Raw genomic sequence first — 23,775 nt, 5'->3', positions numbered from 1 at the left:
GTCACACCCCCACCATCAGCGCGCCCGCCACGAGCGCCAGCGCGATCAGACCAGCCAGACCGGCGTCGACATTGCCCTGGTGGCCGCGCTTGGCGTTGATCGCAGCTCGGCGAGAGTTACGCTTGGACTTGCCACGAAATGGTCCAGGCTTCACCGACTTGCCGAGTTCGGCCCAGGCCAACGGCAAGAACAGGCCACGTTCGCGCGATGTTTCACGCGGCGTTTCACGAGTAGAATCCAGGGTGTCGGTCTGGGGTGCGCTCTCGCAAGGGGTCGCGCCCTTTTTCTTGTCGGTCATGACGCGCCCCTTATGCCGTTGCGCCAGATTCACGCAGGCGGGACGCCATCCACGCTTCAAGGTCGGCACGGCGGTAGCGCACCTTGCGGCCAATCTTGAGAAACGGCAGGTTGTAGCGGCCGGTCGAGCGCCACACGCTCAGGGTGCCAGGGGACACGTCGAGCATCGCCGCTGCGGCGTGATCATCGAGCAGATCAGCGCCAGCAGCGATCAGGTTTTTCAGGTTTTGAGTTGTCATGGTTCGCACCGATTGAACCCGCGTCATCTACGGGGATGGTGCGAACTTTGAAGAAAGGCAGCCGGCCCGTTCAGCCCGCCAACAAGCAGCGCGGTCAGTCAGCGAGCAGGCTGACCGCCCTGCTTGCAGAGGCTACTCTTTGCGTGCAGAGCGTAGTTTTTTGGCAGCGGCGCCGATGTGCTTGCGCGCCGTTCTGAATGCCACCGGTTCAAGGCCAGTCACAGCATCAGCTGCAGCGTCCATACTGCGATAGTGGTGATGGTTCTCGACATACCAGGCTTGGATGCGCTCTGCCGTCTCGTAATCTTCGGCATGGCGTGCGCTTGCCGCATGCTTCCCCAGCAAATGCCGCGCATAAGCGTGGTCGCCACGAGTCCACTCCTCCGCTTCATCATTAGCGTCCGCGACACGTGCAAGCTCGAATGCCCCTGAAGACTCGAAAAGCACGTCCAGTGCGCGGCCATCACCAGCATTCGAAAGCCGCGCCGCCTCAAAGAACCAGTAGACCCCAAGCGCATCAAGAATCTGCGACGCCGAAGGGAACTCGCACAACTGCAGGCCGAACATCAGCTTTGACTTAGGCAGATCCGTCTTAGACAGGGCGGTGTAGGCCATCCACGCCCACCCTTGGCTGTCGGCATATAAATCAGGGGACAACAATTCGTCGATCTTTGCATCATTCTCGTCTGGATCGATTTCGCTGTCGGCCTGCCTATCATCCCCGCCTGGATCCACTTCGCTGCCGATCCGCCCATCATCGTCGCTAAGACGCATTTCGATCAGCTGTTCAAGGAAGAACGGCTCTACGCGCTTTCCAAACTCAAATACGCGAATTGCAAGCACCATGAGCTCATGTGCATCGACGCCGCATCGGTCGATCATTCGCTTCCTTGCGTCCTCAGTGCTCCGCCTACGCTTCACTCCAAACGCAGACGGGATGCTATCGGAAATGGGGCTGCGAACATCAGGGACGAGAGCACCAGCAAGGGACAGCGCCTCGTGTTGTGCCGCGCGTCGCGCTGCTTCTACCCTCAGGCGGAACTCGTCATCACTAAGCCCACCTTTGAAGACCTCAGTGAACGTCCTGCTTTTTCGAAGATTCAATTTCGCCCCCCCCTTGTGGCGCCCCCTTGAAAATAGGTACCGCGCCAGCCGGGTAAGGGAACCCGATTTTCGGCCTCGGGGATCAGCCTCGGCCTAGGCGCGGCAGAACTCAGGTTTTGTCAGGTCATGCAGCCCGTTCGCCGCGCTGCGTCTGCATCAGCTCGAACAGAAACTCCGGTGCCAGATCGGCTCCATTGCCCCAGGCCACCGTCCGCATGACGGGATGCTGGCTCGCGGTGGCGAACAGCGCCGGGTCGCGCAGCGGCTCGAACACTTCGCCCTCCAACTCGGCAGACAGGTCAACTTCGCCCGCTGCGCCATTGTTGAAGCGCAGGAACAGACGATAGCCCGGCAGCGGAGTCACCTCCGTGGTGTGCAAGATCATGGTCACGCCGCCGCAGCGAACCGCCGAATATCGACCTCCACACCCGCCGCCGCCGCTTCTTCGGCCTGGCGCAGCAGTGCAGCGGTCACGGCTTCGTCGTGGAATGTTTCGCCGCAGTTGTCGCACACCTCGCCGGGCACGCCACGGAACACCACGGCCATGCCGCCGCGCTCAAGAGTGACGGTCGTCAGTCCGGGCTTGGTCTCACCGTGCTTGCAGATGGGGCATTTCATGATGGTTTCCTCGTTGCGAAGTCGTCCGCCCACAGCACCGGGTCGGGTCGATAGACGGTGATGACGATGCGCTCATCGTCGTCCTGGTTGTCTGCGAAAACGATGTGCAGCGGCTTGCCGTTCGAGTACCCCAGCCAGAGACAGCTTGGATAAGGGGTGTCGGTCGGGTAGTCCTCGATCACCCGCCCATCGGCCAGCGCCGCCGCTACGTCGTCGGTCGATATGCTGCGCTCGAACATGCGCCTTACCGCGTGCTGGCGATAGATCAGCCTCATGCCGCACTCCGCTTCGTCGGCAGCGTCACCACATCAGCCTTGTCCTTCAGCCCCGCTGCTTCCAGCATGGCAGCGGTCGCGGTATTCACGGACTGGCGAACAGGATCAAGGTCGAGTCGTGCATAGATCGCCGTCGCCTGCGGGGATTTGTGATTCAGGCTCTTGCCGATGATCGCCAGGGATGCGCCGGTTCGCGCCTGCCAGCTTCCAAGCGTGCGTCGCAGATCATGCAGCGTTACCCCGTTCGGCACGTCGCGCCCGTAGGGGATTTCTGCCCGCGCCATGACGCGAATCACCGCCTTCTGCGGCTCCACCATGTGCCCGGACGCGCTCTTGCTGGGGAACACGAACCCACCGCCCGTCGAATCCTTCCGCGCCTCAAGGATCGCCACCGCCTCCGGGCAAAGGGTCACGTTCTGCGGCTCATCATTCTTGGTGCGCGGGATGCGCCACACGCCCGACGACAGATCAAGTTCGCGCCAGTGCATTGCGCACAGGTTCGCCCGCCTCGCGCCCGTGAGCAGCGCCAGCAGGATGAAGTCGCGCATGGCAGGATCTTCCTCGGCCACCGCCGCAAAGAATCGCGGCAGTTCGTCGGCTTGCAGGAAGCGGTCGCGGGAAACCTTCTTGCCCGCCACCTTCACCCCTTGCGCCGGGTTGTAGTCGAGATAGCCCCACTCCACCGCTTTGCCAAACAGGCCCGATGCGAGCGCCCGGATGTTGCGCACGGTCGCCACGGACTTGCCCGCTTTCTCAGCGCCACTCAGCACCTTGGCAATCATGGCCCGGTCGATCTCCGACAGCTTGCAGTTGCCCATCGGCTTTTGCAGGTAGTCGCGGAACCGTTGCTGGTCAGCAGCCCATGCGCGCTTTTTTTCGCCGTGCCGGGTGGCGTACTCGGCGAAGAACTCGGTCAACGTCAGTTCAGCCTTGAACGCCCGCCGCGCCGCCGCGGGGTTTGCGCCGCTGGCGAACTCGCCAAGCGCCTGCGCCGCCGCTTTGCGCGCTTGCTCCACGGTCATGTCAGGGAAGATGCCCAGCTTCACCCAGGCCACCGATGCGCCCGCCCGCTTCACGACATAGAAGGTCTTGGTGCCTGTCGCCGTCACTCTCAGCGCCAGCTTGGGTGTCTCGGTGTCGTAGATCGTCAGCCGCTTGCCCGACTCGGGAAGCTCCAACGACTGAAGCGCCGTCTTGCCGAATTTGATCCTGGTTTCCGTTGTCACTTACTCACCTCGCATCATCCGGGCTAACATCGGGCTAACATCGGGCTAACATCGGGCTAACATCGGGCTAACATCGGGCTAACATTCCACGTCAAAAACCGTCTAAAATCGTGTTAGCCCGTTAAGGTGAGTATCGTATAAGCGCCTTGTTTCGTAAAGAGTTATTAAGGTATATTAACCCACAGGCCGCCCCCGAAATACGGATTCATAACCCATAGGCCGGCGGTTCGATTCCGCCCATCACCACCAACGAATTCAAGCACTTAGGCCGACCCTGCGTCGGCCTTTTTGCTTTCGATCCGTGGGGCAGGTCCATTGCCGGGTTTCGGGCGGGGATGCGTCCCACGATTCCGGCAGCGGAGACCGCTCATCGCCCCATCCGGCCTATCCTCTAACACCCATCCCGGGGCCCACCTTGCGGTAAACCTGCTCAACCCAGCATTTGAGCAGGAGCAACACGCCGGAAGCCAACTCCGCTGCGGCCGACTTATCCCACTTCAAGCAAAACGCTCATCGGCGCGCTCCCGTTGTGTGCCTTGTACCGACCCCTTCCGCAATACATGAATGGCGCTGCCTTACCGCCTGACAACTTCGTTTCTCGCACGAAAAGATGTAGCGTGATACCCATTTTCTCGTGCTCGATAACCTCCCGGCCGCGCTTGCTCTCCGGCGTCGTCGAGTTCTGGCTCGACCATTGGAACGTGTGCTCGTCGACCCACCGATCCAGGTAGCGGTGATCTTCCGACTTGCCCTGCTTGTTGAGGGTAACGAGGAGCACGTGAGCGTTCCGCTCGGGTAGCACAACATGCCCGCTGTTCCAGTTTCCGGGGTTGAAGACCTCGTCGAACAACGCTGGAATGTCCTCGCGCATGAAGGATTCGCCCACAGCAAGATCAAGCGGATCAATGACTGCCTTCAGGCGCGCGAGTGTGCGTAGTTCGTCGGCCATTTCGGGCGTGACATGGATGTCTTCGTAATCCGGATTATTGGCAACGAGGACGTAGCTGCCATCACGGTGTTTGGTGACGACGCGCAGAAGATATTGATCGTCCCCTGCTCGACCCTGACGCTCGATCGCCATGATGCTGCCGGTAATCGAGCCGGCGCTGGTCGGACTGACGAGTTCGAGGAGCAGATAGTCGCCGTCGCGGATCGGGTGCTTGCCGCCGTTCATCGAATTGCCCGACGCGCGGGCGATAAAGTGGCGGGTAGGGTCGAGGCGGCCGTAGCCGGAACCTATGCGGCGATGCTCTTCAGCGTCGGTGCTTGCGGTACGGAAGTGGCCGCAAGCGATGCGCAGATTGGGGAAATAGGGAAGCTCGCCCCCTTCCGGACGTTCACGCCGGAAGGGGATCACGTTGTCGGGGATGGTCGTAGACGCGCGCCGCGCTTCATAGGCGGCAAGGCGATAGTCGATCAGCTCCTGCACCATTTCCGTCAGCGTTTCCTGCTGTTCGGGCACGACCTGGAAAGAGGGCTCGAAGTGATCGTTTCGAGTGCGGAACAGGTTGCTTTTCCCCGCAGCTTGGTTGCCGCCGATCCAGGCATTCACCGGATTGTCGCGCCAGTAGCGTTGCCAGCCGACACTCGTTCCGTCTTGGGTGTCCTCGAGGGTGTCGGGAAGGTCCGCGAGCAACGGCCGGCGGCGTTGCATAATCTGCCATGAGCGTTCGGCAAGTTGCGCGAGGGCAGGCGCAATACGCCAGCCGTCGAGTTCCTGGAAGGCTTCGAGCAGGACCATCTTGAAGCTTTTGGTCATCGAGGTGGTTTCGAGTTCGCACAGCATGCCTTGGTGGGTATCGAGGATGGCGGATTCTGCCTCGTCGAGATCCGCCATTGCTTGCACGAGCCCGAACCAACTCACGTATTCCTTCCGCATTCGCCCAAGGTTGGCGCCGCTGCGATAAAACTCCGCCAGCGTCAGGCGACGCCCCAGCCCCTCACGCAGGGCCTCGTAGTCGCGGGCGATACCATCCCCATCGAGCGACTTGAGGAAGTCAATCAACTCCAGTTCAAAATTGATGTAGCAGCCCGTTGGCAGCTCGAGCCGGCGAGCTTCAATCTTCCGCGCGAACTCGGCCAACTGCTTGTACGCGCTACCGATCTGTCCGAGCGCCTGCGGCTTATGCAGGAAGCTGTGGTGGTTGCCGATGAAGTCGAGCACCACCAGGCGCTCCTTGCCTTCAGCCCGGCGCAGGCCACGGCCGAGTTGTTGCAGGAAGAGAATTTTCGATTCGGTGGGCCGCAGCATCAGGACGGTGTCGATCGCGGGTAGATCAACACCTTCGTTGAAAAGATCGACCGAGAAAATCACCGCAAGCCGACCGTCGGCGAGTTGCTCCAGCGCTTCACCGCGTGCGAGTTCGGAGCCGGCGTAGACGGCGGCAGCTTCGATGCCTTGCAGGCGGAACTGCGTCGCCATGAACTCTGCGTGGCGAATCGACACGCAGAAGGCAAGGGTTCGCTGCTGGGCACGCTTACGCCATTCCTCGAGGGCATGACGGGCGCGGGCGAGGGTTGCCAGTTTGTTCGACAGCCTGTCCGGGTCAAAGCGGCCGTTGCGCCAGGGGATCTCCTTGTAATTGACCGACTCGTCCCAGATCCCGTAGTAATGAAAGGGCGCAAGCAGCCCGGCTTCTATACCCGCAAACAGGTTGCGGTCGAAGACGAGGTTGTCGTCGCATAAAGACAGAATATCCGACTGGTCGGTGCGATCCGGTGTAGCAGTAAGCCCAAGCAGGAATTGCGGCGCGAAATGGGCTAGCAACCGCCGATAGGTGGGCGCTGCAGCGTGGTGAAATTCGTCGACGACGATGTAGTCGAAGTGCTGCGGCGCGAAGCGCTCAAGATGAGCATTACGGCCGAGCGTCTGCACCGAAGCGCACAGCACGTCGACCTGGGTGTCGCGGGTCTGCCCCATGTAAAAGCCAACGTGCGCGCGGGGGCGGATGCGCACAAAGGTATCAGCGGCCTGGTTGAGGATCTCCTCGCGATGGGCGACGAAGAGTACTCGGCGGGCCCCCATCTGCTCAGCGTCGAAGGCAGCGAGCCAGGTCTTTCCGAGGCCCGTGGCAAGCACGACGAGGCCACGCCGATAACCCTCGCGGCGGGTGTGGGTGAGCGCTGCGAGGGCTTCGTTCTGAATCGGCGTCGGGGTGGGCGGTTTTTCGTTATCGTCGACACTCAGCTCGGCGGGACGCGGCGGCAGGCGGCGCATTTCGTAGCGGTCGATCCAGGCGTCAGTGAGCTCGAACGTGCGTGAGTCGTGGAAGATCTCTTCGAAGCGGGCCCGTGCCTCAAGAAAACCGTCATCGCCGGGGTAGTCGACGCGGTAGTTCCACTCCAGCCCATCGGTCAGCGCAGAACGACTGATGTTGCTGGAACCGACGAAGACGGTTCCGTGCAACTCGCTCTGCTCCGCAAAGTGAGTGAAGAGGTAGGTCTTGAGGTGGAAGCTGCACCCGCGTGCCTCGAATATTCGCACTTGGGCGCCTTGTCCCTGCAACAAAACCAGCAGTCGCAATGCCTTCGGGTCGGTGATATCGAGGTAGTCGCTGGTGAGGATGCGGACGCGCGCCGGCAATCTCGATTCCGCAGCCTGGCGGGCAAGAGCGTCGTGCAGGTCAGGCAGCAGCAGGCGCAGGCCGCTCGGCTGCACGAAGGACACCGCGAGGTCAATCTCGTCCGCGCGCGCGATGGAGCGGCAGAGCTGAGACAGCAGCGGATGCTGCGGATCACCGGTGAAGAGCCGGCCGGTGGGTATCGTTTTGCGCCGCAGCAGTCCATTGAGCCATTTCTCGCTGCGCTCGGGTCGTTGATCCCGCGTGATCCAACATTCAACTGACTCCACTTCCGGCAGACCAGCGCTCCATTCACCGAGTCGTTCCTCGGTCGCGTCAGTGAAGTGGCGCTCGCCGTCGTGGCGTTCACCTTCGCCGTACTTGAAGCTGAGATAGAACACACCGCCCGGCTTGAGGCCCGCCCACAAGCGTGCGAGCATAAATGGCAGGTCGGCGTCAACAACATGCAGCAGACTAGCGCACGCCCATATGCCATCGTAGTGACTGCGTTCGGTGACGTCCTCGAAGCGGCGCACCGCTACCGGTTGTCCGATGTGAATCTGCGCAAGGCGGACAAGTTCGGCAGACGCATCAAAAGCACGCACCCGAAAACCCGCTTCCAGAAAGGCTTTACTGTCACGCCCCGCTCCGCAGCCAGCATCGAGGATCAGCCCGCCCATTGGGACGTGCGCGAGGAAACGGCTGCGCAGCTCCGACATGTCCACGCTCAGCGTGTCCTCGGCAAAGTGGGCTGCGTTCTTGTCGTAGTAGCAGATGGAGGAGGTCATGGGCGGGCTCGCCTCAGCGGGGAGCCGGGCAGGGTAAGCGGTTGTGATGCTTGTGCATGTTAGAGAGCCTCAGATTGCTGATAAGGCGGACAGCAACGCTGGCGGAACCCATGCGCAGCGCGGCGGCAGGTCTCCGGGCTTCCATCGAAGCGGATGTTGCCGGGTGCGAGAGCCCGATAGCGTGCGAGATCCCTCGTGGCCACGGCAGGGGCGACGTCGAATCTTCCCGAGATGCCCGCGCGGGACACCTCGCCAAGGAAGAAGAGTCTGAAATCTAAGTGGACGAGGCGCTCCTTTTGCGCCCCTCCCGGCTCCTGCACGTCTGTTCCCAACGGATTCTCGCGGCTTTCATGATGACGTTGGATTCTAGCGGCGACATCCACAGCGGTATAGATCATGATCTTTTTGATCAGGTTGGGTTTCCGGGTGCAACCACCACGCTGTGCAGTGCGATCGACAGAATCACGGGGAAAGACGCGAATCATGAACGAAGTAGAGCTTCGCACCACCGTTCGGCACAACATGAGAGGAGCACCCCCGCCCCCCTCAAGAAGCCACAGCCCGCTGGCCCTGCTGGAATTTCGCAAAATTGCACCCATGCCTAAGCGCAAGCTCGAACAGGTGACCGAGCACATCACCAAGCATCTGGAGCGCTACGTCGCACTCGAAGCCTGCTTCGATGCTGCAGACATCAAGACCCCACCGACGCAGCCCGGGCAGTTCGCGGTTTCGTCGCTGGGCGAAGCCGAGACCGCCGCAGTCAGGCTGCGCGGGCACTGGCAGGTCGGCACGGCGCCGATCGCCAACCGCCGGCAATCGACGGTCGGTGCCCACTCTCGTAAGCTATCAGGACGTGGCTGCCACCCTGCGTGCGCCCGCGAGCCGGGCCGCCTTCTCGTCGAAGGTCAGAAAGGGCAGCGCCTGCTCTGCGCTGCAACAGGCAAGATGCAGCGCATCGGCAAAATCGGCGGCACCGTGGTCATACAGATAGCATGCATACTCGACCGCCCCTTCCGCCTCGAACGACACATTCCTCGCCTCCAGAAGTGCGCGCAGCGTCGTGAGGACCGTCGTCTTGTCGAAACGGTACCGTGACCTCAGCACCCATTCGAGCTCCAGGATCACGGTCCGGGTGAGGTGGATGCACTCGCCCGCAGCAAGCGCGCCCTGGATGCACGCGACGGCTTGCCGGTACTGCTCCGAGTCATCGCGTACCAGATAGCGCACGAGGACGTTGGTATCGACCGAGGGCATCAGCGCCAGGCCTTCATGTCGCCGGTGCTCACGCTGCCCCCCTCGGGCGCCTGCAGCAGGCCGGCCATGTCCTCCAGGGCGCGCTTCTTCGCCCGAAGGATGACCGTGCCGTCAGGCAGCACCGTGAAGTTCACCTTGTCCTGGGGCCGCAGGTCGAGCGCTTCGCGCACATCGATGGGGATGGTCACCTGCCCTTTGCTGGTGAGTGTGGCGAGCGACATGAGAAGCTCCTTTTTTCCTTACAAAAACAATTGTAGTAAGGAATAAGAGGCCTCGCAAGCGACTGGGTCTGACGCAGCCCCAGCTGGCTCTGGTGGCAGGCGTTGGTGTGCGTTTCATCGTCGACCTTGAAGCAGGCAAGTCCACCCTGAGGCTGGAAAACGTGCTTCGCGTGATCGAGGCCCTGGATGGAGAGCTCCAACTCACCGGCCTGCCATCGACGGCCGCCGGATCACCTCCGGTTGGTGCAGCACGAAGCAGCTCGTGTCGTTGCGTCTTCAATCCCGCAGCCGAAGCGGAGCTGGTCGCCGTTGCCGATGTAGCGCTCGCCTGCCGAGCCGGAACCGCCGCTGCCGCGCGCCACCGGGTAGCCCAGTTCGATCATCTTTTCCACCGCCGCCGCGCCGGTGCAGTGGTTGCAGGCGATCCGCTCGAAACCGTATTCGGCCAGGTTCCGGATCGCCGCCTGCGCCGCATCGTCGAGCGGCCCGAACGGGGCGAGGTGCAGGCCGCCATACAGGCCGTGGAGGCGCTCGCCACCGGCCAGGCGGTCGCGCGCGAACTGCGCGAAACGCTCGACCCCCTGATGGCAGCAGCCGGTGATGCAGACGATGCCCTTGCCGGCGACATTGACGTACAGCGACTGCTCGCCGCGCACGCCGAGCGCGATCGGCAGATCGAAGGCGACCGCAGCGACGCCGTCGGCCAGCCGATGCACTTCGTCCGCGCCGTGCCAGAGCAGCCGGCCGGTGTGGGCAATGCCGTTGCGCGCGCCGGCGGGGGCGAACGCCCCTCCGCGCAGGAAGGCCCGCCCTTCGTCGCGCAGGCTCGCCGGCAGCGCGATGGCGATGTCCGGCCGCAGTCGCAGCACCGCTTCCAGCCCCCAGAAATGATCGAAGTGCTCGTGCGAAACCAGCAACAGGTCGATTTCACCTCGGCGCAGCAGCACATCGACGCCGGTCGCGGCGAAGCGCTCGGCCATGTAGTCCGGGTCCCAGCCGGTATCGAGCAGGATCCGGTACCCGTCCCCATCCACCGTCTCGATCTCGATCAGGCTCGCGCTGCCGGCGCCGTTGCCTGGTCGCCAGGCGGTCTCCCACTGGTTCGCCTGCATTCCGCCAGCCGCCTTGATGTCGCCGAGCAACGCGCCGGTGTCGTGCCAGCCGGTTTCGGAAATGCAGGTGATGCGCAGCGACCGGCAGACGCCGATATCGACCCGCCCGGCGCCGGCCGGGCTGCCCGCGGCCGGCGCCTCGCCCCCCGCCCGTGCCGCGCGCCGCGTATCCGATTCGTCCATGGGTTCCTCCTTTCGTCGCGGTTCCGCCTGTGCCCCGGCCGCCCTCCGTTCAGCCGCGCCGGAACACCAGGCTGAAATTGTTCGCTGGCATTTCGATCACTTCGTCAAGGCGGAAACCGCAGGCCAGCGCCTGTGCCTCGACCGCTTCCAGGTCGCGTACCGCAAAGCGCGGATCGATGCCGCGCAGCCACGCATCGAAAGCGGCGTTGCTGGGCGCGGTGTGGGCGCCGCCACGCCGGTACGGACCGTAACAATAGACCACCCCCGCGGCCTGCAGCACGTTCGCGGCGCCACGGAACAAGGCCGCCGTGGACGACCAAGGCGAATAGTGCAGCACATTGATCGCCACCACCGCATCGGCCTGCGCCAGCGGCCACGCCGCTGCTCCCAGATCGAGGTGCAGCGGCAGCGCCAGATTGGGCAGGGCGGCATGCCGGACCCAGGCCGCGATCGAACCGAGCGCCGCCGGGTCGGCATCGCTCGGCTGCCAGTGGAGGGCGGGAAGATGGCGGGCGAAATGGACCGCATGTTCTCCGCTGCCGCTGCCGATCTCCAGCACCTGCCCCGTCGCCGGCAGCACGCGCTGCAGGATCGGCAGGATGAAGTCGCGGTTGCGGGCGGTGGCAGGAGCGAACTGGCGCGGATCGGTATCCATGGCCGGCGGGGTCGTTGAGGAAAGGTGCGGAAGGGCGGCACCACCGCGCCCATTATTCCGCATTCCGCCGGCCCTGAGGCACATCAAGGCCGGGCGCAGGCGCAGCGCCGACAATCCGCGCTTCACCCTCACCGAACCGCCCAGGAGCGACCATGACCGACCCACGCTTTCCCGCCTTCTACGACGAAGTGCCGCGCCTGCGCGTGCGCGACCCGCTGGCCGAATTCCTCGGCGCGGCCGAAGGCGGCCTGCTCGAATACGGCTACGCCGACGCAGTGAGGCTGGCCGGCCACTCCTGCCCGACCGTGGCCTCAGCCTACGCCCTGACCCATCACGCGCTGACCCGGCTGTACCAGGACGAGCTGCCGGTGCGCGGCGGAGTGCGGGTGGAGTTCGCCGATCGCATCGACGACGGCGTCACCGGAGTCATCGCCGCGGTCGCCGGCCTGCTCACCGGGGCGGCGCAGGACGGCGGCTTCAAGGGCATCGGCGGGCGCTTCGTGCGCCGCAACCTGCAGGCGTTCGGACTGGAGCACCCGCTGACGATGCGCTTTGTGCGCGTCGATAGCGGCGCCGCGCTCGATGCCGGCGCCGAGCTATCGAAAGTGGCGCCCGACCCGGAGATGCCGCTGCTGCTGCAGCGCTGCCTCCACGGCCAGGCCGATGCCGGCGAAGCGCGCCGTTTCGGCGAACTGTGGCAGCAGCGCGTGGCGCGCATCCTGCTGGCGCACTGGGACGACCCCGAAGTGTTCCACCTGCGCCCGGCCTGAGCCGCGGCACGCTCACGCGGGAAGCGCCGGTGATCACACCGGCATCGCCGCGTCCTCGTCGACGTCCGCGGGTTCGGCGCCGAGAAAGCCGCCGCTCTGGTGTGCCCACAGCCGGGCGTAGAGCCCGCCGTGGGCAAGCAGGCTGCGATGGTCACCTTCCTCGACGATACGGCCTTTGTCCATCACCACCAGGCGGTCCATCGCCGCGATCGTCGACAGGCGGTGGGCGATCGCGACCACGGTCTTGCCTTCCATCAGCCGGTACAGGCTTTGCTGGATTGCCGCCTCGACTTCGGAGTCGAGCGCGCTGGTGGCCTCGTCCAGCAGCAGGATCGGCGCATCCTTGAGCATCACCCGGGCGATCGCGATGCGCTGACGCTGGCCGCCGGAGAGCTTGACGCCGCGCTCGCCGACGTGGGCGTCGTAGCCGCGCCGTCCCTTGGGGTCGGTGAGACCGAGGATGAACTCGTGCGCCTCGGCGCGGCGGGCGGCGGCGATCATGTCGGCGTCGGTGGCATCGGGACGGCCGTAGAGGATGTTGTCGCGCACCGAGCGGTGCAGCAGCGAAGTGTCCTGGGTGACCATGCCGATCTGCGCGCGCAGGCTGTTCTGGGTGACGCCGGCGATGTCCTGGCCGTCGATCAGGATACGGCCCGATTCGAGGTCGTAGAAGCGCAGCAGCAGGTTCACCAGCGTCGACTTGCCCGCCCCCGAGCGGCCGACGACGCCGATCTTCTCGCCCGGGCGGATCGCCAGCGAGAAGTCGTCGATGACGCGGCGCGCCTGCGGCCCGGTGGCGCCGTAGGCGAACACGAGGTGCTCGAAGCGGACTTCGCCGCGGCTCACCACCAGCGGCTTCGCCTCCGGGCGGTCGACCACCGCATGCGGGCGGGACAAGGTGTTGATGCCGTCCTGCACCGTGCCGACGTTCTCGAACAGCTGCGCCGCCTCCCACATCACCCAGTGCGACATGCCGTTCAGGCGCAGCGCCATCGCCGTCGCCGCGGCCACCGCGCCGACCCCGATCGCGCCCTGCGCCCACAGCCACAGCGCCACCCCGCTGGTGGCGAGGATCAGCAGCATCGACAGGCTGTGGTTGACGATTTCGATGCTGCTCACCAGGCGCATCTGCGCGTGCACGGTGTGCATGAACTCCTTCATCGCCCCGCGCGCGTAGCCGGCTTCGCGCCCGGCGTGGGAGAACAGCTTCACCGTGGCGATGTTGGTATAGGCGTCGGTGATGCGTCCGGTCATCAGCGCGCGGGCGTCGGCCTGGGTGCGTGACACTTTCGACAGGCGCGGCACGAACCAGCGCAGGGTCGCGAGGTAGAGCGCCAGCCAGCCGAGGAAGGGCAGCAGCATCCAGGCATCGAAGCTCGCCACCACCAGGGTCAGGGTGGCGAAGTAGATGGTCACGAAGACCAGGATGTCGGTCATGATCAGGCAGGTGTCGCGCACCGCGAGCGCGGTCTGCATGACCTTCGCCGACACCCGCCCGGCGAACTCGTCCTGGTAGAAGCTCATGCTCTGGCCGAGCATCAGGCGGTGGTAGTTCCAGCGCAGGCGCATCGGGAAGTTGCCCGCCAGGGTCTGGTGCTTGAGCATCGTCTGCACCGCCACCAGGGCGATGCTGCCGACGATGATGGCGGCGAGCAGCAGCAGGGTGGCGCCCTCGTCCGTCCATAGCCGCGCCGGCTCCACCGTCGCCAGCCAGTCGACGACCCGGCCGAGCATCGCGAACAGCAGGGCCTCGAACGCGCCGATGGTGGCGGTGAGCAGCATCATGCCGAGAATGAACGGGCGCAGGCCCTCGGTGCCCGCCCACAAAAAGGCGAAGAAGCCGCGCGGCGTGGCGCCGGGGACGGCATCGGGATAGGGGTCGACGTGACGCTCGAACCAGCTGAAAAGCACGTGAAAGTCTCCTTGACGGGCCCGGGGCCGCCCCCCGCGCCATCCGCATCGGCGCATGCGCTACGTGTTGGTGGTCGCATCGGCGGCACCTGCCGCCTGCGCGTGAAGCGGATCGAAGGGCGCGATGCAGCCCAAACCAGGGCTCTGACAGGTGCAGTGTGCCGCGGGTGCCCGCAACACGCAAAAAGCCCCGCTCGAGGCGGGGCACTTGCACGAACGCAAGGCGCGCTCAGGCCGGGGCGCTGCTCCGGATCAGGTGATCGAAGGCCGACAGCGAAGCCTTCGCCCCTTCGCCCATGGCGATGATGATCTGCTTGTACGGCACCGTGGTGCAGTCGCCGGCGGCGAAGATGCCCGGCACCGAAGTCTGGCCTTTGGCATCGACGATGATCTCGCCGAAGCGGGTGAGCTCGAGCGTGCCCTTGGCGAAGTCGGTATTGGGCAGCAGGCCGATCTGGACGAAGATGCCTTCGAGCTCGATACGGCGCACTTCGCCACTGGCTCGGTCCTTGTACACCAGACCGTCCACCTTGTCGCTACCGGTCACTTCGGTGGTCTGCGCGCCCTTGATCACCGTCACGTTGGGCAGGCTGTGGAGCTTCTTCTGCAACACGGCGTCGGCACGCAGTTCGTCGGCGAACTCGAGCAGGGTGACGTGGGCGACCACCCCGGCGAGGTCGATCGCGGCCTCGACGCCGGAGTTGCCGCCACCGATCACCGCCACGCGCTTGCCCTTGAACAGCGGGCCGTCGCAGTGCGGGCAGTAGGCCACACCCTTGCCGCGGAACTCCCGCTCGCCGGGCACGTTCATCTCGCGCCAGCGCGCGCCGGTGGCGACGATGACGGACTTCGCCTTGAGCACGGCGCCGTTGTCGAGCTTCACTTCATGCACGCCCGCGCCCGGCAGCAGCTGCGCGACGCGCTGCAGGTTCATGACATCGACGTCGTATTCGCGGACGTGCTCCTCGAGGCTGGCGACCAGCTTCGGGCCCTCGGTGTACTTCACCGAGATGAAGTTCTCGATCGCCATCGTGTCCATCACCTGGCCGCCGAAGCGCTCGGCGACGACACCGGTGCGGATGCCCTTGCGCGCGGCGTAGATCGCGGCGGCCGCGCCGGCCGGGCCGCCGCCGACGACGAGCACGTCGAAGACGTCCTTGGCCGACAGCTTCCCGGCATCGCGCGCCGCGGCGCCGGTGTCGACCTTGGCCAGGATCTCGCCCAGCTCCATCCGCCCCTGGCCGAAGGGCTGGCCGTTGAGGAGAACCGTCGGCACCGCCATGATCTTGCGCGCCTCGACTTCGCCCTGGAACAGCGCACCGTCGATCATGGTGTGGCGGATGTTGGGGTTGAGCACCGCCATCAGGTTCAGCGCCTGCACCACTTCCGGGCAGTTGTGGCAGGACAGCGAGATGTAGGTCTCGAACACGTACTCGCCGTCGAGGGCGCGGATCTGTTCGATCAGCTCGGGCGTGGCCTTGGGCGGATGGCCGCCGACCTGCAGCAGGGCCAGGATCAGCGAGCTGAACTCGTGCCCCATCGGCAACCCGGCAAAACGCACGCGCCCCGGCTCGCCCGGGCGGGCAAGCGCAAACGAGGGCTTGCGCTCGCTCGCCTGAACGCCGGGCGCACCCGACTCGACGACGGTGATCTTGTCGCTGAGCTCGGCGAGTTCGGCGAGCAGGGTCCGCATTTCACCCGACTTGTCGCCCTCGTCCAGCGACGCGGCGATCTCGATCGGCTGCGTGACCTTGTCCAGGTAGGCTTTGAGTTGAGTCTTGATGTTGGCGTCGAGCATGGTGATGTCGTCCGTGAGGTTAGGCCGGAGTGCGGCTTCGGGGAGCGGCTTCGGGGAGCGGCGGGCGGGCGCCGACATGAAACAGCCGGCGCGAGGCCGGCTGCGGAGCGTCGCCCGCGGGCGGCGGGCGCCCGGGGAGGATCGCAGCGGCTCAGATCTTGCCGACCAGATCGAGCGACGGCGCCAGCGTGGCGTCGCCTTCCTTCCACTTCGCCGGGCACACTTCGCCCGGGTGGTTGCGGACGTAGATCGCGGCCTTGACCTTGCGCAGCAGCTCCTGGGCATCACGGCCGATGCCGCCGGCGTTGATCTCGACGATCTGGACCTTGCCGTCGGGGTCGATGACGAAGGTGCCGCGATCGGCCAGGCCGGCTTCCTCGATCAGCACTTCGAAGTTCTTCGACAGCACCCAGGTGGGGTCACCGACCAGCGGGTACTTGATCTTGTGGATGGTGTCCGACGTGTCGTGCCAGGCCTTGTGGGTGAAATGGGTGTCGGTCGACACACCGTAGATCTCGACCCCCAGCTTCTGGAATTCGGCATAGTTGTCGGCGAGATCGCCCAGTTCGGTCGGGCACACGAAGGTGAAGTCGGCGGGGTAGAAGAAGACCACGGACCACTTGCCCTTCAGGTTGGCTTCGGTGACGTCGACGAACTGGCCATTGTGGTAGGCGGTGGCTTTGAACGGCTTGACTTCGGTGTTGATCAGCGACATTTGCGATTCTCCAGCTGAGGTTGTGGGAAGCGTTGGGTGAAACTCGATGGGATGCAGTCTAAGGAATCCGGGTGAATTGCACTAATTGATTATCGAGATAATCACGATTGCAAAATACTATCGAGCTCGACTCCGCCTCTCCCCGCCGGCCCGCCGCCTCAGGATCCGGCCAGATGCCGCCGCACCGAAATCGCCGCCCCCAGCCAGCCGAGGAAGGCGGCAAACGCCACCATCGACAGTGCCGCGCGCGCATCCGGCCCGGCGAGCACGAACACTGCGCCATAGGTTTCCGCCAGTGTCGCCACCGGCCGGGCCAGCGCGTGCACACCCGCCCACACCGTCCCCAGCGCCACCAGGCCGCCGAGCGCCCCTTGCAGGCTGCCGAACCAGTAGAACGGGCGGCGGATGAAGGGGTCGGTGGCGCCGAGCAGGCGGCTGACCGCGATCTCCTGGCTCTGGGTGAGGATCTGCAGGCGGATGGTGTTGAAAGTAACGATCACCAGCGCGAAGCCGAGCAGCCCCCCCAGCATCAGCGCCGCCGAGCGTCCCAGCCCGAGCAGGGCGTGGAGGCGCTCGACCCAGGCCGAATCGAGCTGCACGTGCGCGACCTCGGGCCATTCCCGCATCCGCGCCGCGAGGCGCTCGAACGCGGCCGGGTCCTCGCCGCGCGGCGCGATCACGAACGCATCGGGCAGCGGGTTGGTGCCGAGGCCGCCGAGCACATCCCCCAGCCCCACGGCCTCGAGCTGGGCCACCGCCTCGTCGCGTGACACGAAGCGGTAGCTCGCGAGATCGGCCTCGGCGTTCAGCTTGCGTTCGATCGCCTCGACCTCGGCAGGCTTTGCCGCGACGTCGAGGAAGAGGCTGATCTCGGGCGTCCCGGAAACGCCTCGCACCAGCGAAGCGACGTTGTCCAGCAGCAGGAAAGCCCCTCCCGGCAGGGACAGGGCGATGCCCACCACCAGCGCCGAGAGCGAAGTACCGAGGGGCTGGGCGAGCAGCCGGCGCAGGGCATGGCCGACGGCCCGGGCATGCAGGTAAAGCCAGTGTTTCATGCGGGCACCTCCGCCGCCGGACGCCCGGCCGGGCTCGAATCTTCGGCGAGCAGGCCTTTCGCCAGCACCAGGCGGCGCGGGCGGCTGGCGGCGAACAGGCCGGCATCGTGGGTCGACACCAGCACGGTGACTCCGGCGTCGTTGAACGAGCGGAACAGCAGGGCGATGTCCTCTGCATAGGCCGGGTCGAGGTGGGCAGTGGGCTCGTCGGCGATCAGGATCGACGGTCGATTGACGATTGCGCGCGCGATCGCGACGCGCTGCTGCTCGCCGCCCGACAGCCCGGCCGGCATTTCCTCGCCGCGGCCGTCGAGGCCGACGCGTTCAAGCGCCGCGGCCACGCGCTTCGCCGCGTCACGCGGCGGGTGGCCGGTGATGACCAGCGGCAGCATGACGTTGTCGAACACGCTGCGGTCGAACAGGAGGCGGTTTTCCTGCAGCACGAGGCCGAGGTTGCGGCGCAGGTAGGGAATCGCCGCCGGCGGCAGATGGGAGACGTCCTGGCCGTTGATCAGTACCCGCCCCGCGGTGGGGCGCTCGATCACCGGGATCAGCTTGAGCAGCGTGCTCTTGCCCGCGCCCGAATGCCCGGACAGCACCACCAGCTCGCCGTGACGGATCTCGAAACCGACTCCGGCAAGCGCGGTGTAGCCGCCCGCATAGCGCTTGGCGACGTCCTCGAAGACGATCATGCGCGCCCGCCCGCGCCGTTCCGGACGGCCGCGGCGCCGGGCTCGAACAGCGCATCGACGAACTCGCGCGCAGCGAACGGCTGCAGGTCGTCGATGCCCTCGCCGACGCCGATGAAGCGCAGCGGCTTCGGGCACTGGCGCGCAATCGCCGCCAGCACGCCGCCCTTGGCGGTGCCGTCGAGCTTGGTCACGACCAGGCCGGTGACCCCGATCGCCTGGTCGAAGGCCTTCACCTGGGCGAGCGCGTTCTGGCCAATGTTGGCGTCGAGCACGAGCAGGACTTCGTGCGGTCCGGTAGGGTCGGCCTTGGCGATCACCCGGCGGACCTTGGCGATCTCTTCCATCAGGTGGAGCTGGGTCGGCAGCCGCCCGGCGGTGTCGGCGAGGACGACGTCGATCTTGCGCGCACGCGCGGCGTTGATCGCGTCGAAGATCACCGCTGCCGCATCGCCGCCGTCCTGCGCGACCACGGTGACGTTGTTGCGCTCGCCCCAGGTCATCAGCTGCTCGCGCGCGGCGGCGCGGAAGGTGTCGCCGGCGGCGAGCAGCACGCTCTTGCCGCGGGCCTGGAAATACTTCGCGAGCTTGCCGATCGAGGTCGTCTTTCCGGAACCGTTGACGCCCGCGATCATGATGATGAAAGGCTGATGGCCGTCGACCTGGAGCGGCGCCTCGAGCGGCGCAATGATCTCGTGCAGGCCGTCGGCGAGCGCCTTCTGCAGCTGGTCGGCGGTTTCCAGACGGTCGCGCTTCCAGCGCCGGCGCAGTTCGTCGATCAGGTGCTGGGTGGCATCCACGCCGCAGTCGGCCATCAACAGGGTGGATTCGAGCTCCTCGAGGAGGTCCTCGTCGATCTTGCGCAGGCCGAACAAGCTCGCCAGCCCGCCGCCGATCTGCTGGCGGGTGCGGGCGAGACCGGCCTTGAGGCGCTCCGCCCAGGATTTTTTCGCCACCGGCACAGGCTCCTGGGGGGGGACTGGCGCATCCTCCGCGACCGCCTCGATGGCGACGGCCGCCGCCTCCACTTCGGTCTCCACCTCGACCTCCACCGCAGCCGGCACGGGCGTTGCCGCCACTCCGGGGGCGGATTCGGCCGCCGGCGCAAGTGCGGCGGCGGTCGCGTCGCCGGGCGCAGCAGGCTCACCGGATCGGGCCGGGGCGGCCGCGGCGGCCTCTTCAGGCGCTTGCGCAGGCACCTGCGGCGGTTCGCTCTGCGCCTCGGCCGGCGGGGCTACGGGCGCGGCCTCGTCTTCGCGCCGGCCGAACTTCTTTTTCAGGAAACCAAACATGAAAGGCTCGGGTCACAAGGGTCGTTTTGCGTCGGCAGACGCGGCCCGCAACCATGGGCGCCCCCCGCCGATCACGCTAAGATGCGGCTCCCCGAGTGGCCGGCGCACCATCGCCGGACCTCGCGGAGTGCCGCGAATTCTAACAGATGCAGGACATCTCCATGTTTCGTCAGACCTTTGCCCGCGCCCTGCTGGCCGGCGCCGCGCTTGCCGCCGCACTGGCCCCGCCCGCATTCGCCAACCCGTACGAGACGACCCTTGCCAACGGCATGAAGCTGATCGTCAAGGAAGACCGCCGCGCGCCTTCGGTGGTGCACATGGTGTGGTACCGCGCCGGCGCGATGGACGAGCCCAGCGGCGTATCCGGCGTCGCCCACGTCCTCGAGCACATGATGTTCAAGGGGACGAAGACGCTCGCCCCCGGCGAATTCAACCAGCGCGTGGCCGCGGTCGGAGGGCGCGACAACGCATTCACGAGCAAGGACTACACCGCCTACTTCCAGCAGGTGCCGCCCGCCCACCTCGACACGGTGATGGCGCTCGAAGCCGACCGCATGGAGAACCTGGTGCTCGGCGACGAGGAATTCGCCCGCGAGCTCGAAGTCGTCAAGGAAGAACGCCGCCTGCGCACCGATGACCAGCCGCGCGCGCTGGTCCATGAGCAGCTGATGGCCACCGCCTTCCAGGCCCATCCCTACCGCCGCCCGGTGATCGGCTGGATGACCGACCTCGAGGCGATGCAGGCCGAAGACGCGCGCGCCTGGTACCGGCGCTGGTACGCACCGAACAACGCCTGGCTGGTGGTGGTCGGCGACGTGGACCACCAGGAAGTGTTCCGCCAAGCCGAACGGCATTACGGCGCGATCGCCGCGCGCGCCCTCCCCGCGCGCCGGATCTCGGCCGAACCGGCGCAGCGCGGCCCGCGCAGCGCGGTGGTCAAGGCGCCGGCCGAACTTCCCTACCTGGCGATGGCGTGGCAGGTGCCGGCGCTGCGCGACCCCGCCGCCGACCGCGAAGCCTATGCCCTGCAGGTGCTGGCGGCGGTGCTCGACGGCCATGACGGCGCCCGCCTCAACCGCCACCTCGTGCGCGACGCCCGGCTCGCGCTATCGGCCGGCGCCGGCTATGACGGCAGCAGCCGCGGCCCCGCGCTGTTCTACCTCGACGGCGTGCCCGCGCCCGGCCACACCATGGATGAACTCGAAGCCGCGCTGCGCGCCGAGCTGCAGCGCATCCGCGACACCGGAGTGAGCGCGGCCGAGCTTGCCCGGGTGAAGACGCAGGCGGTCGCCAGCCGCGTCTACAAGCGCGACTCGCTGATGGGCCAGGCGATGGAAATCGGCTTTCTGGAGGCTGCCGGCCTGTCCTGGCGCGACGAGGAGCGCTTGCTCGAAGGCCTGCGCACGGTCACCGCCGAAGAAGTGCAGGCGGTGGCACGGCGCTATTTCACCGACGACCACCTGAGCATGGCCCGCCTCGAACCGCAGCCGCTGGCCGGGCAAGCGCCGCGCCCGACTTCCGCCCGCCACCGTTGACCCGCATCCGGCCAGGACCCCCGACTCTGCCATGACCGCCACCTCGACTTCCTTCGCCCCCGCGACGCCGCGCCAAGCGCCGGCGCGCACGCCCGGCGCGCGCTTCGCCTTCATCGCCGGTCTCGCCCTCGCGGCCTTTCTCGGCCTCGCCGCATCGGCACGGGCCGCCCCGCAGATCCAGCACTGGAGCGCGTCCACCGGCGCCCGGGTGTATTTCGTCGAAAGCCGCAGCCTGCCGCTGATCGACATCCAGGTCGATTTCGCCGCCGGCGCGGCCTACGACCCGCCCGCCAAGGCCGGCCTCGCCGGGCTGGTCCAGGCCTTGCTCGGCGCCGGGGCGGGCGGGCTCGACGAACAGACTATCGCCGAGCGCGAAGCCGACCTCGGCGCCCGGCTCGGCGGCGGCATCGACGACGACCGCGCCAGCCTGTCGCTGCGCAGCCTGTCCACCGCGGCCGAGCGCGACGCTGCGCTCGATCTCGCCGCCACGCTGCTGGCGCAGCCCACCTTCCCTGCCGAAATCCTCGAACGCGAACGCCAACGCACCATCGCCGCGCTGCGCGAAGCGCTGACCCAGCCCGCCACCCTCGCCGCGCGCCAGTTCAGCGCCGCCGTATACGCCGACCACCCCTATGGTCGCCAGGTCACGCCGGAGTCGCTGGGCGCGATCACCCGCGACGATCTGGTGGATTTCCACCGCCGCCACTATGCGGCGGCCCGCGCCTCGGTCGCCATCGTCGGCGACGTCGATCGCACCACCGCCGAGCGCATTGCCGTGCGCCTGACCGAAGCCCTGCCGCGGGGCGAAGCCGCCGCCGCCCTGCCGCCCCCGGCCCCGATCGATGCCGCGACGTTCCGCATCCCCCACCCCTCGGCGCAGGCCCACATCCTCCTCGGCCAGCCCGGAATGGCGCGCGAGGACGCCGACTACTTTGCCCTGCTGGTCGGCAACTACGTGCTCGGCGGCGGCGGCTTCGTGTCGCGCCTGACCAAGGAAGTGCGCGAAAAGCGCGGCTTCGCCTACAGCGTGTACAGCTATCTGTCGCCGCAGCAGGTCGCCGGCCCGTTCCAGATCGGCCTCCAGACCCGCGGCAACCAGGCCGAGGAAGCGCTCGAGGTGGTGCGCGACACGCTCGCCCGTTTCATCGCCGACGGGCCGACCGCGGAGGAACTGCAGGCCGCCAAGGACAACCTGATCAACGGTTTCGGCCTGCGCCTGGATTCCAACGCCAAGCTGCTCGATTACGTCGCGATGATCGGCTTCTACCGCCTGGCGCTGGACTGGCTCGACACGTATCCGCGGCAGGTCGCCGGCGTCGATGCCGCCGCCGTGCGCGGAGCCTGGCAGCGCCGCATCCACCCCCAGCAGCTCGTTACCGTGATCGCCGGCGGCGACAGCGACCGCGCGGCGAACGGCGAGCCCGCCGCCGCACAGGCCCCGGAGCGATGAGCCGGGTGCGCATCGTCGGCGGGCAGTGGCGCTCGCGCCTGCTCGAAGTCGCCGCCGTGCCCGGCCTGCGCCCGACTCCCGACCGCGTGCGCGAGACCCTGTTCAACTGGCTCGGCCAGGACCTCGACGGCCAGCACTGCCTCGATCTGTTCGCCGGCACCGGCATCCTCGGCTTCGAGGCGGCTTCGCGCGGCACCGCGACGGTCGTGCTGATCGAGCACGACCCCCGCGCCCTCGCTGCGCTGCACAAAGCGGCACAGGCCCTGCACGCATCGCAAGTGGAGATCGTGCGCGGCGATGCGGTAAGATTCGTCCGGACAACGCCGCGCACCTTCGACGGCGTGTTCCTCGATCCACCCTACAGGCAGGGCTGGCTCGAGCGGGTGGCGCCCTGGCTCGACCGGGTCGTACGACCGGGCGGATGGCTCTATGTCGAGGCCGAAGCCGCGGTGGAACACCTGGGCGACTGGCACACTGTGAAGCGGGGCCGCGCCGGACAGGTCCACTTCCATCTGATGCGCAGGAGCCAGGCATGAAGGAAACGGTAGCGGTTTACCCGGGCACGTTCGACCCGTTCACCCGCGGCCACGAAGACCTCGTACGACGTTCGGCGGTGCTGTTCGACCGCGTCGTCGTCGCGGTCGCGCGCAGCAGCAGCAAGAATCCGATCTTCTCGCTCGACGAGCGGGTCGACATCGCGCGTGCGGCGGTCGCCGCCTTTCCCAATGTCGAAGTCGCCGGCTTCGACTGCCTGCTGATGAAGTTCCTCAAGCAGCAGGGCGCGCGCGTGATCCTGCGCGGCCTGCGCGCGGTGTCGGACTTCGAATACGAATTCCAGATGGCGGGGATGAACCGCAAGCTCTATCCGGACGTCGAAACCGTGTTCCTGACGCCGGCCGAGGAATACATGTTCATCTCCGCCACGATGGTGCGGGAGATCGCCCGCCTCGGCGGCGATGTGAGCAAGTTCGTGCAGCCCCAGGTGCTGACACGGCTGCAGGACAAACTGAACTCAAAGTAAAGGCAAG

General features: G+C 66.4%; 24 protein-coding genes and 1 pseudogene. 6 read left to right on the top strand and 19 right to left on the bottom strand.

Going from position 1 to position 23,775, the window contains the following annotated elements:
- Position 1 precedes the first annotated feature (1 nt).
- The 11 genes from Tharo_RS02905 to Tharo_RS02860 all read right to left on the bottom strand — a co-directional run bounded on the left by Tharo_RS02905 (position 2) and on the right by Tharo_RS02860 (position 9,582).
- Positions 2-298 (bottom strand): hypothetical protein, encoded by a 297-nt coding sequence (locus tag Tharo_RS02905; protein WP_107219936.1) that lies wholly within the window; start codon positions 296-298, stop codon positions 2-4.
- A gap of 10 nt (positions 299-308) precedes the next feature.
- A complete protein-coding gene (locus tag Tharo_RS02900; protein ID WP_170110005.1) occupies positions 309-536 on the bottom strand; it encodes a helix-turn-helix domain-containing protein in 228 nt (75 codons plus the stop codon).
- Between the two features lie 132 nt (positions 537-668).
- Entirely contained in the window at positions 669-1,418 is a 750-nt protein-coding gene (locus Tharo_RS02895; protein WP_107219934.1) for a hypothetical protein, read from the bottom strand.
- Positions 1,419-1,764: 346 nt separating this feature from the next.
- Positions 1,765-2,025, bottom strand: a complete 261-nt coding sequence (locus tag Tharo_RS02890) for a DUF2442 domain-containing protein (RefSeq protein ID WP_107219933.1) — start codon at positions 2,023-2,025, stop codon at positions 1,765-1,767.
- A 2-nt stretch (positions 2,026-2,027) separates the two neighbouring features.
- Positions 2,028-2,258, bottom strand: a complete 231-nt coding sequence (locus Tharo_RS02885) for a type II toxin-antitoxin system MqsA family antitoxin (RefSeq protein ID WP_107219932.1) — start codon at positions 2,256-2,258, stop codon at positions 2,028-2,030.
- On the bottom strand, positions 2,255-2,533 hold the full coding sequence (locus Tharo_RS02880; protein ID WP_107219931.1) for a DUF4258 domain-containing protein: 279 nt from the start codon (positions 2,531-2,533) through the stop codon (positions 2,255-2,257). Before Tharo_RS02880 ends, Tharo_RS02885 begins: the two co-directional genes overlap by 4 nt.
- On the bottom strand, positions 2,530-3,759 hold the full coding sequence (locus Tharo_RS02875; protein ID WP_107219930.1) for a tyrosine-type recombinase/integrase: 1,230 nt from the start codon (positions 3,757-3,759) through the stop codon (positions 2,530-2,532). The genes Tharo_RS02880 and Tharo_RS02875 overlap by 4 nt, the downstream gene beginning before the upstream one ends.
- Positions 3,760-4,246: 487 nt before the next feature.
- Positions 4,247-8,107 (bottom strand): DUF3427 domain-containing protein, encoded by a 3,861-nt coding sequence (locus Tharo_RS02870; protein ID WP_107219929.1) that lies wholly within the window; start codon positions 8,105-8,107, stop codon positions 4,247-4,249.
- A 59-nt stretch (positions 8,108-8,166) separates the two neighbouring features.
- Entirely contained in the window at positions 8,167-8,505 is a 339-nt protein-coding gene (locus Tharo_RS18175) for a BrxR family helix-turn-helix transcriptional regulator (protein ID WP_483887662.1), read from the bottom strand.
- Positions 8,506-8,953: 448 nt separating this feature from the next.
- Complete coding sequence (locus Tharo_RS02865; protein ID WP_107219928.1) at positions 8,954-9,361, bottom strand: type II toxin-antitoxin system VapC family toxin; 408 nt, start codon at positions 9,359-9,361, stop codon at positions 8,954-8,956.
- A complete protein-coding gene (locus Tharo_RS02860; RefSeq protein ID WP_107219927.1) occupies positions 9,361-9,582 on the bottom strand; it encodes an AbrB/MazE/SpoVT family DNA-binding domain-containing protein in 222 nt (73 codons plus the stop codon). Before Tharo_RS02860 ends, Tharo_RS02865 begins: the two co-directional genes overlap by 1 nt.
- A 29-nt stretch (positions 9,583-9,611) precedes the next feature.
- Between Tharo_RS02860 and Tharo_RS18145 the strand changes: the two are divergent.
- Positions 9,612-9,767 (top strand): annotated as a pseudogene (locus tag Tharo_RS18145) (helix-turn-helix domain-containing protein); the annotation flags it as partial.
- 45 nt (positions 9,768-9,812) lie between these two features.
- Here Tharo_RS18145 and Tharo_RS02850 read toward each other — a convergent pair.
- Together Tharo_RS02850 and Tharo_RS02845 are read right to left on the bottom strand one after the other, a co-directional pair.
- A complete protein-coding gene (locus Tharo_RS02850; protein WP_107219926.1) occupies positions 9,813-10,877 on the bottom strand; it encodes an MBL fold metallo-hydrolase in 1,065 nt (354 codons plus the stop codon).
- 49 nt (positions 10,878-10,926) lie between these two features.
- The gene (locus Tharo_RS02845; RefSeq protein ID WP_107219925.1) at positions 10,927-11,532 is read right to left on the bottom strand and encodes a DUF938 domain-containing protein; all 606 of its coding nucleotides are present in this window, start codon (positions 11,530-11,532) and stop codon (positions 10,927-10,929) included.
- 152 nt (positions 11,533-11,684) lie between these two features.
- Here Tharo_RS02845 and Tharo_RS02840 point away from each other — a divergent pair, with 152 nt between their 5' ends.
- Positions 11,685-12,302: a hypothetical protein gene (locus tag Tharo_RS02840; RefSeq protein ID WP_107219924.1), complete on the top strand. Its 618-nt coding sequence runs from the start codon at positions 11,685-11,687 to the stop codon at positions 12,300-12,302.
- Positions 12,303-12,335: 33 nt separating this feature from the next.
- On the opposite strand, the gene Tharo_RS02835 is transcribed toward Tharo_RS02840, so the two are convergent.
- The 6 genes from Tharo_RS02835 to ftsY all read right to left on the bottom strand — a co-directional run bounded on the left by Tharo_RS02835 (position 12,336) and on the right by ftsY (position 19,762).
- A complete protein-coding gene (locus tag Tharo_RS02835) occupies positions 12,336-14,213 on the bottom strand; it encodes an ABC transporter ATP-binding protein (protein ID WP_107219923.1) in 1,878 nt (625 codons plus the stop codon).
- A gap of 229 nt (positions 14,214-14,442) precedes the next feature.
- Positions 14,443-16,011, bottom strand: a complete 1,569-nt coding sequence (ahpF, locus tag Tharo_RS02830) for an alkyl hydroperoxide reductase subunit F (protein ID WP_107222284.1) — start codon at positions 16,009-16,011, stop codon at positions 14,443-14,445.
- Positions 16,012-16,162: 151 nt separating this feature from the next.
- On the bottom strand, positions 16,163-16,726 hold the full coding sequence (gene ahpC / locus Tharo_RS02825; protein ID WP_107219922.1) for an alkyl hydroperoxide reductase subunit C: 564 nt from the start codon (positions 16,724-16,726) through the stop codon (positions 16,163-16,165).
- A 158-nt stretch (positions 16,727-16,884) separates the two neighbouring features.
- Positions 16,885-17,781, bottom strand: coding sequence for a permease-like cell division protein FtsX (gene ftsX, locus Tharo_RS02820; protein ID WP_107219921.1), 897 nt, complete (start codon positions 17,779-17,781; stop codon positions 16,885-16,887).
- Positions 17,778-18,473 carry a cell division ATP-binding protein FtsE gene (locus Tharo_RS02815; protein ID WP_107219920.1) on the bottom strand — a complete coding sequence of 232 codons (696 nt, stop codon included), beginning with the start codon at positions 18,471-18,473 and terminating at the stop codon, positions 17,778-17,780. Before Tharo_RS02815 ends, ftsX begins: the two co-directional genes overlap by 4 nt.
- Positions 18,470-19,762 (bottom strand): signal recognition particle-docking protein FtsY, encoded by a 1,293-nt coding sequence (gene ftsY, locus Tharo_RS02810; protein ID WP_107219919.1) that lies wholly within the window; start codon positions 19,760-19,762, stop codon positions 18,470-18,472. The genes Tharo_RS02815 and ftsY overlap by 4 nt, the downstream gene beginning before the upstream one ends.
- 161 nt (positions 19,763-19,923) lie before the next feature.
- Here ftsY and Tharo_RS02805 point away from each other — a divergent pair, with 161 nt between their 5' ends.
- From Tharo_RS02805 to coaD, 4 genes are read left to right on the top strand one after another with little or no spacing between them, the layout of a single operon-like run.
- Positions 19,924-21,297, top strand: a complete 1,374-nt coding sequence (locus Tharo_RS02805) for a M16 family metallopeptidase (protein WP_107222283.1) — start codon at positions 19,924-19,926, stop codon at positions 21,295-21,297.
- 31 nt (positions 21,298-21,328) lie between these two features.
- Positions 21,329-22,747, top strand: coding sequence for a M16 family metallopeptidase (locus Tharo_RS02800; RefSeq protein ID WP_107219918.1), 1,419 nt, complete (start codon positions 21,329-21,331; stop codon positions 22,745-22,747).
- Positions 22,744-23,283 carry a 16S rRNA (guanine(966)-N(2))-methyltransferase RsmD gene (gene rsmD, locus Tharo_RS02795; RefSeq protein WP_107219917.1) on the top strand — a complete coding sequence of 180 codons (540 nt, stop codon included), beginning with the start codon at positions 22,744-22,746 and terminating at the stop codon, positions 23,281-23,283. Before Tharo_RS02800 ends, rsmD begins: the two co-directional genes overlap by 4 nt.
- Positions 23,280-23,768: a pantetheine-phosphate adenylyltransferase gene (coaD, locus tag Tharo_RS02790; RefSeq protein ID WP_107219916.1), complete on the top strand. Its 489-nt coding sequence runs from the start codon at positions 23,280-23,282 to the stop codon at positions 23,766-23,768. The genes rsmD and coaD overlap by 4 nt, the downstream gene beginning before the upstream one ends.
- Positions 23,769-23,775 lie beyond the last annotated feature (7 nt).

The organism is Thauera aromatica K172, assembly GCF_003030465.1.
Classification (GTDB): Bacteria; Pseudomonadota; Gammaproteobacteria; order Burkholderiales; family Rhodocyclaceae; genus Thauera; species Thauera aromatica.
Note: the sequence above shows the minus strand (reverse complement) of the source record. Positions and strands in the feature narration are given on the sequence as shown.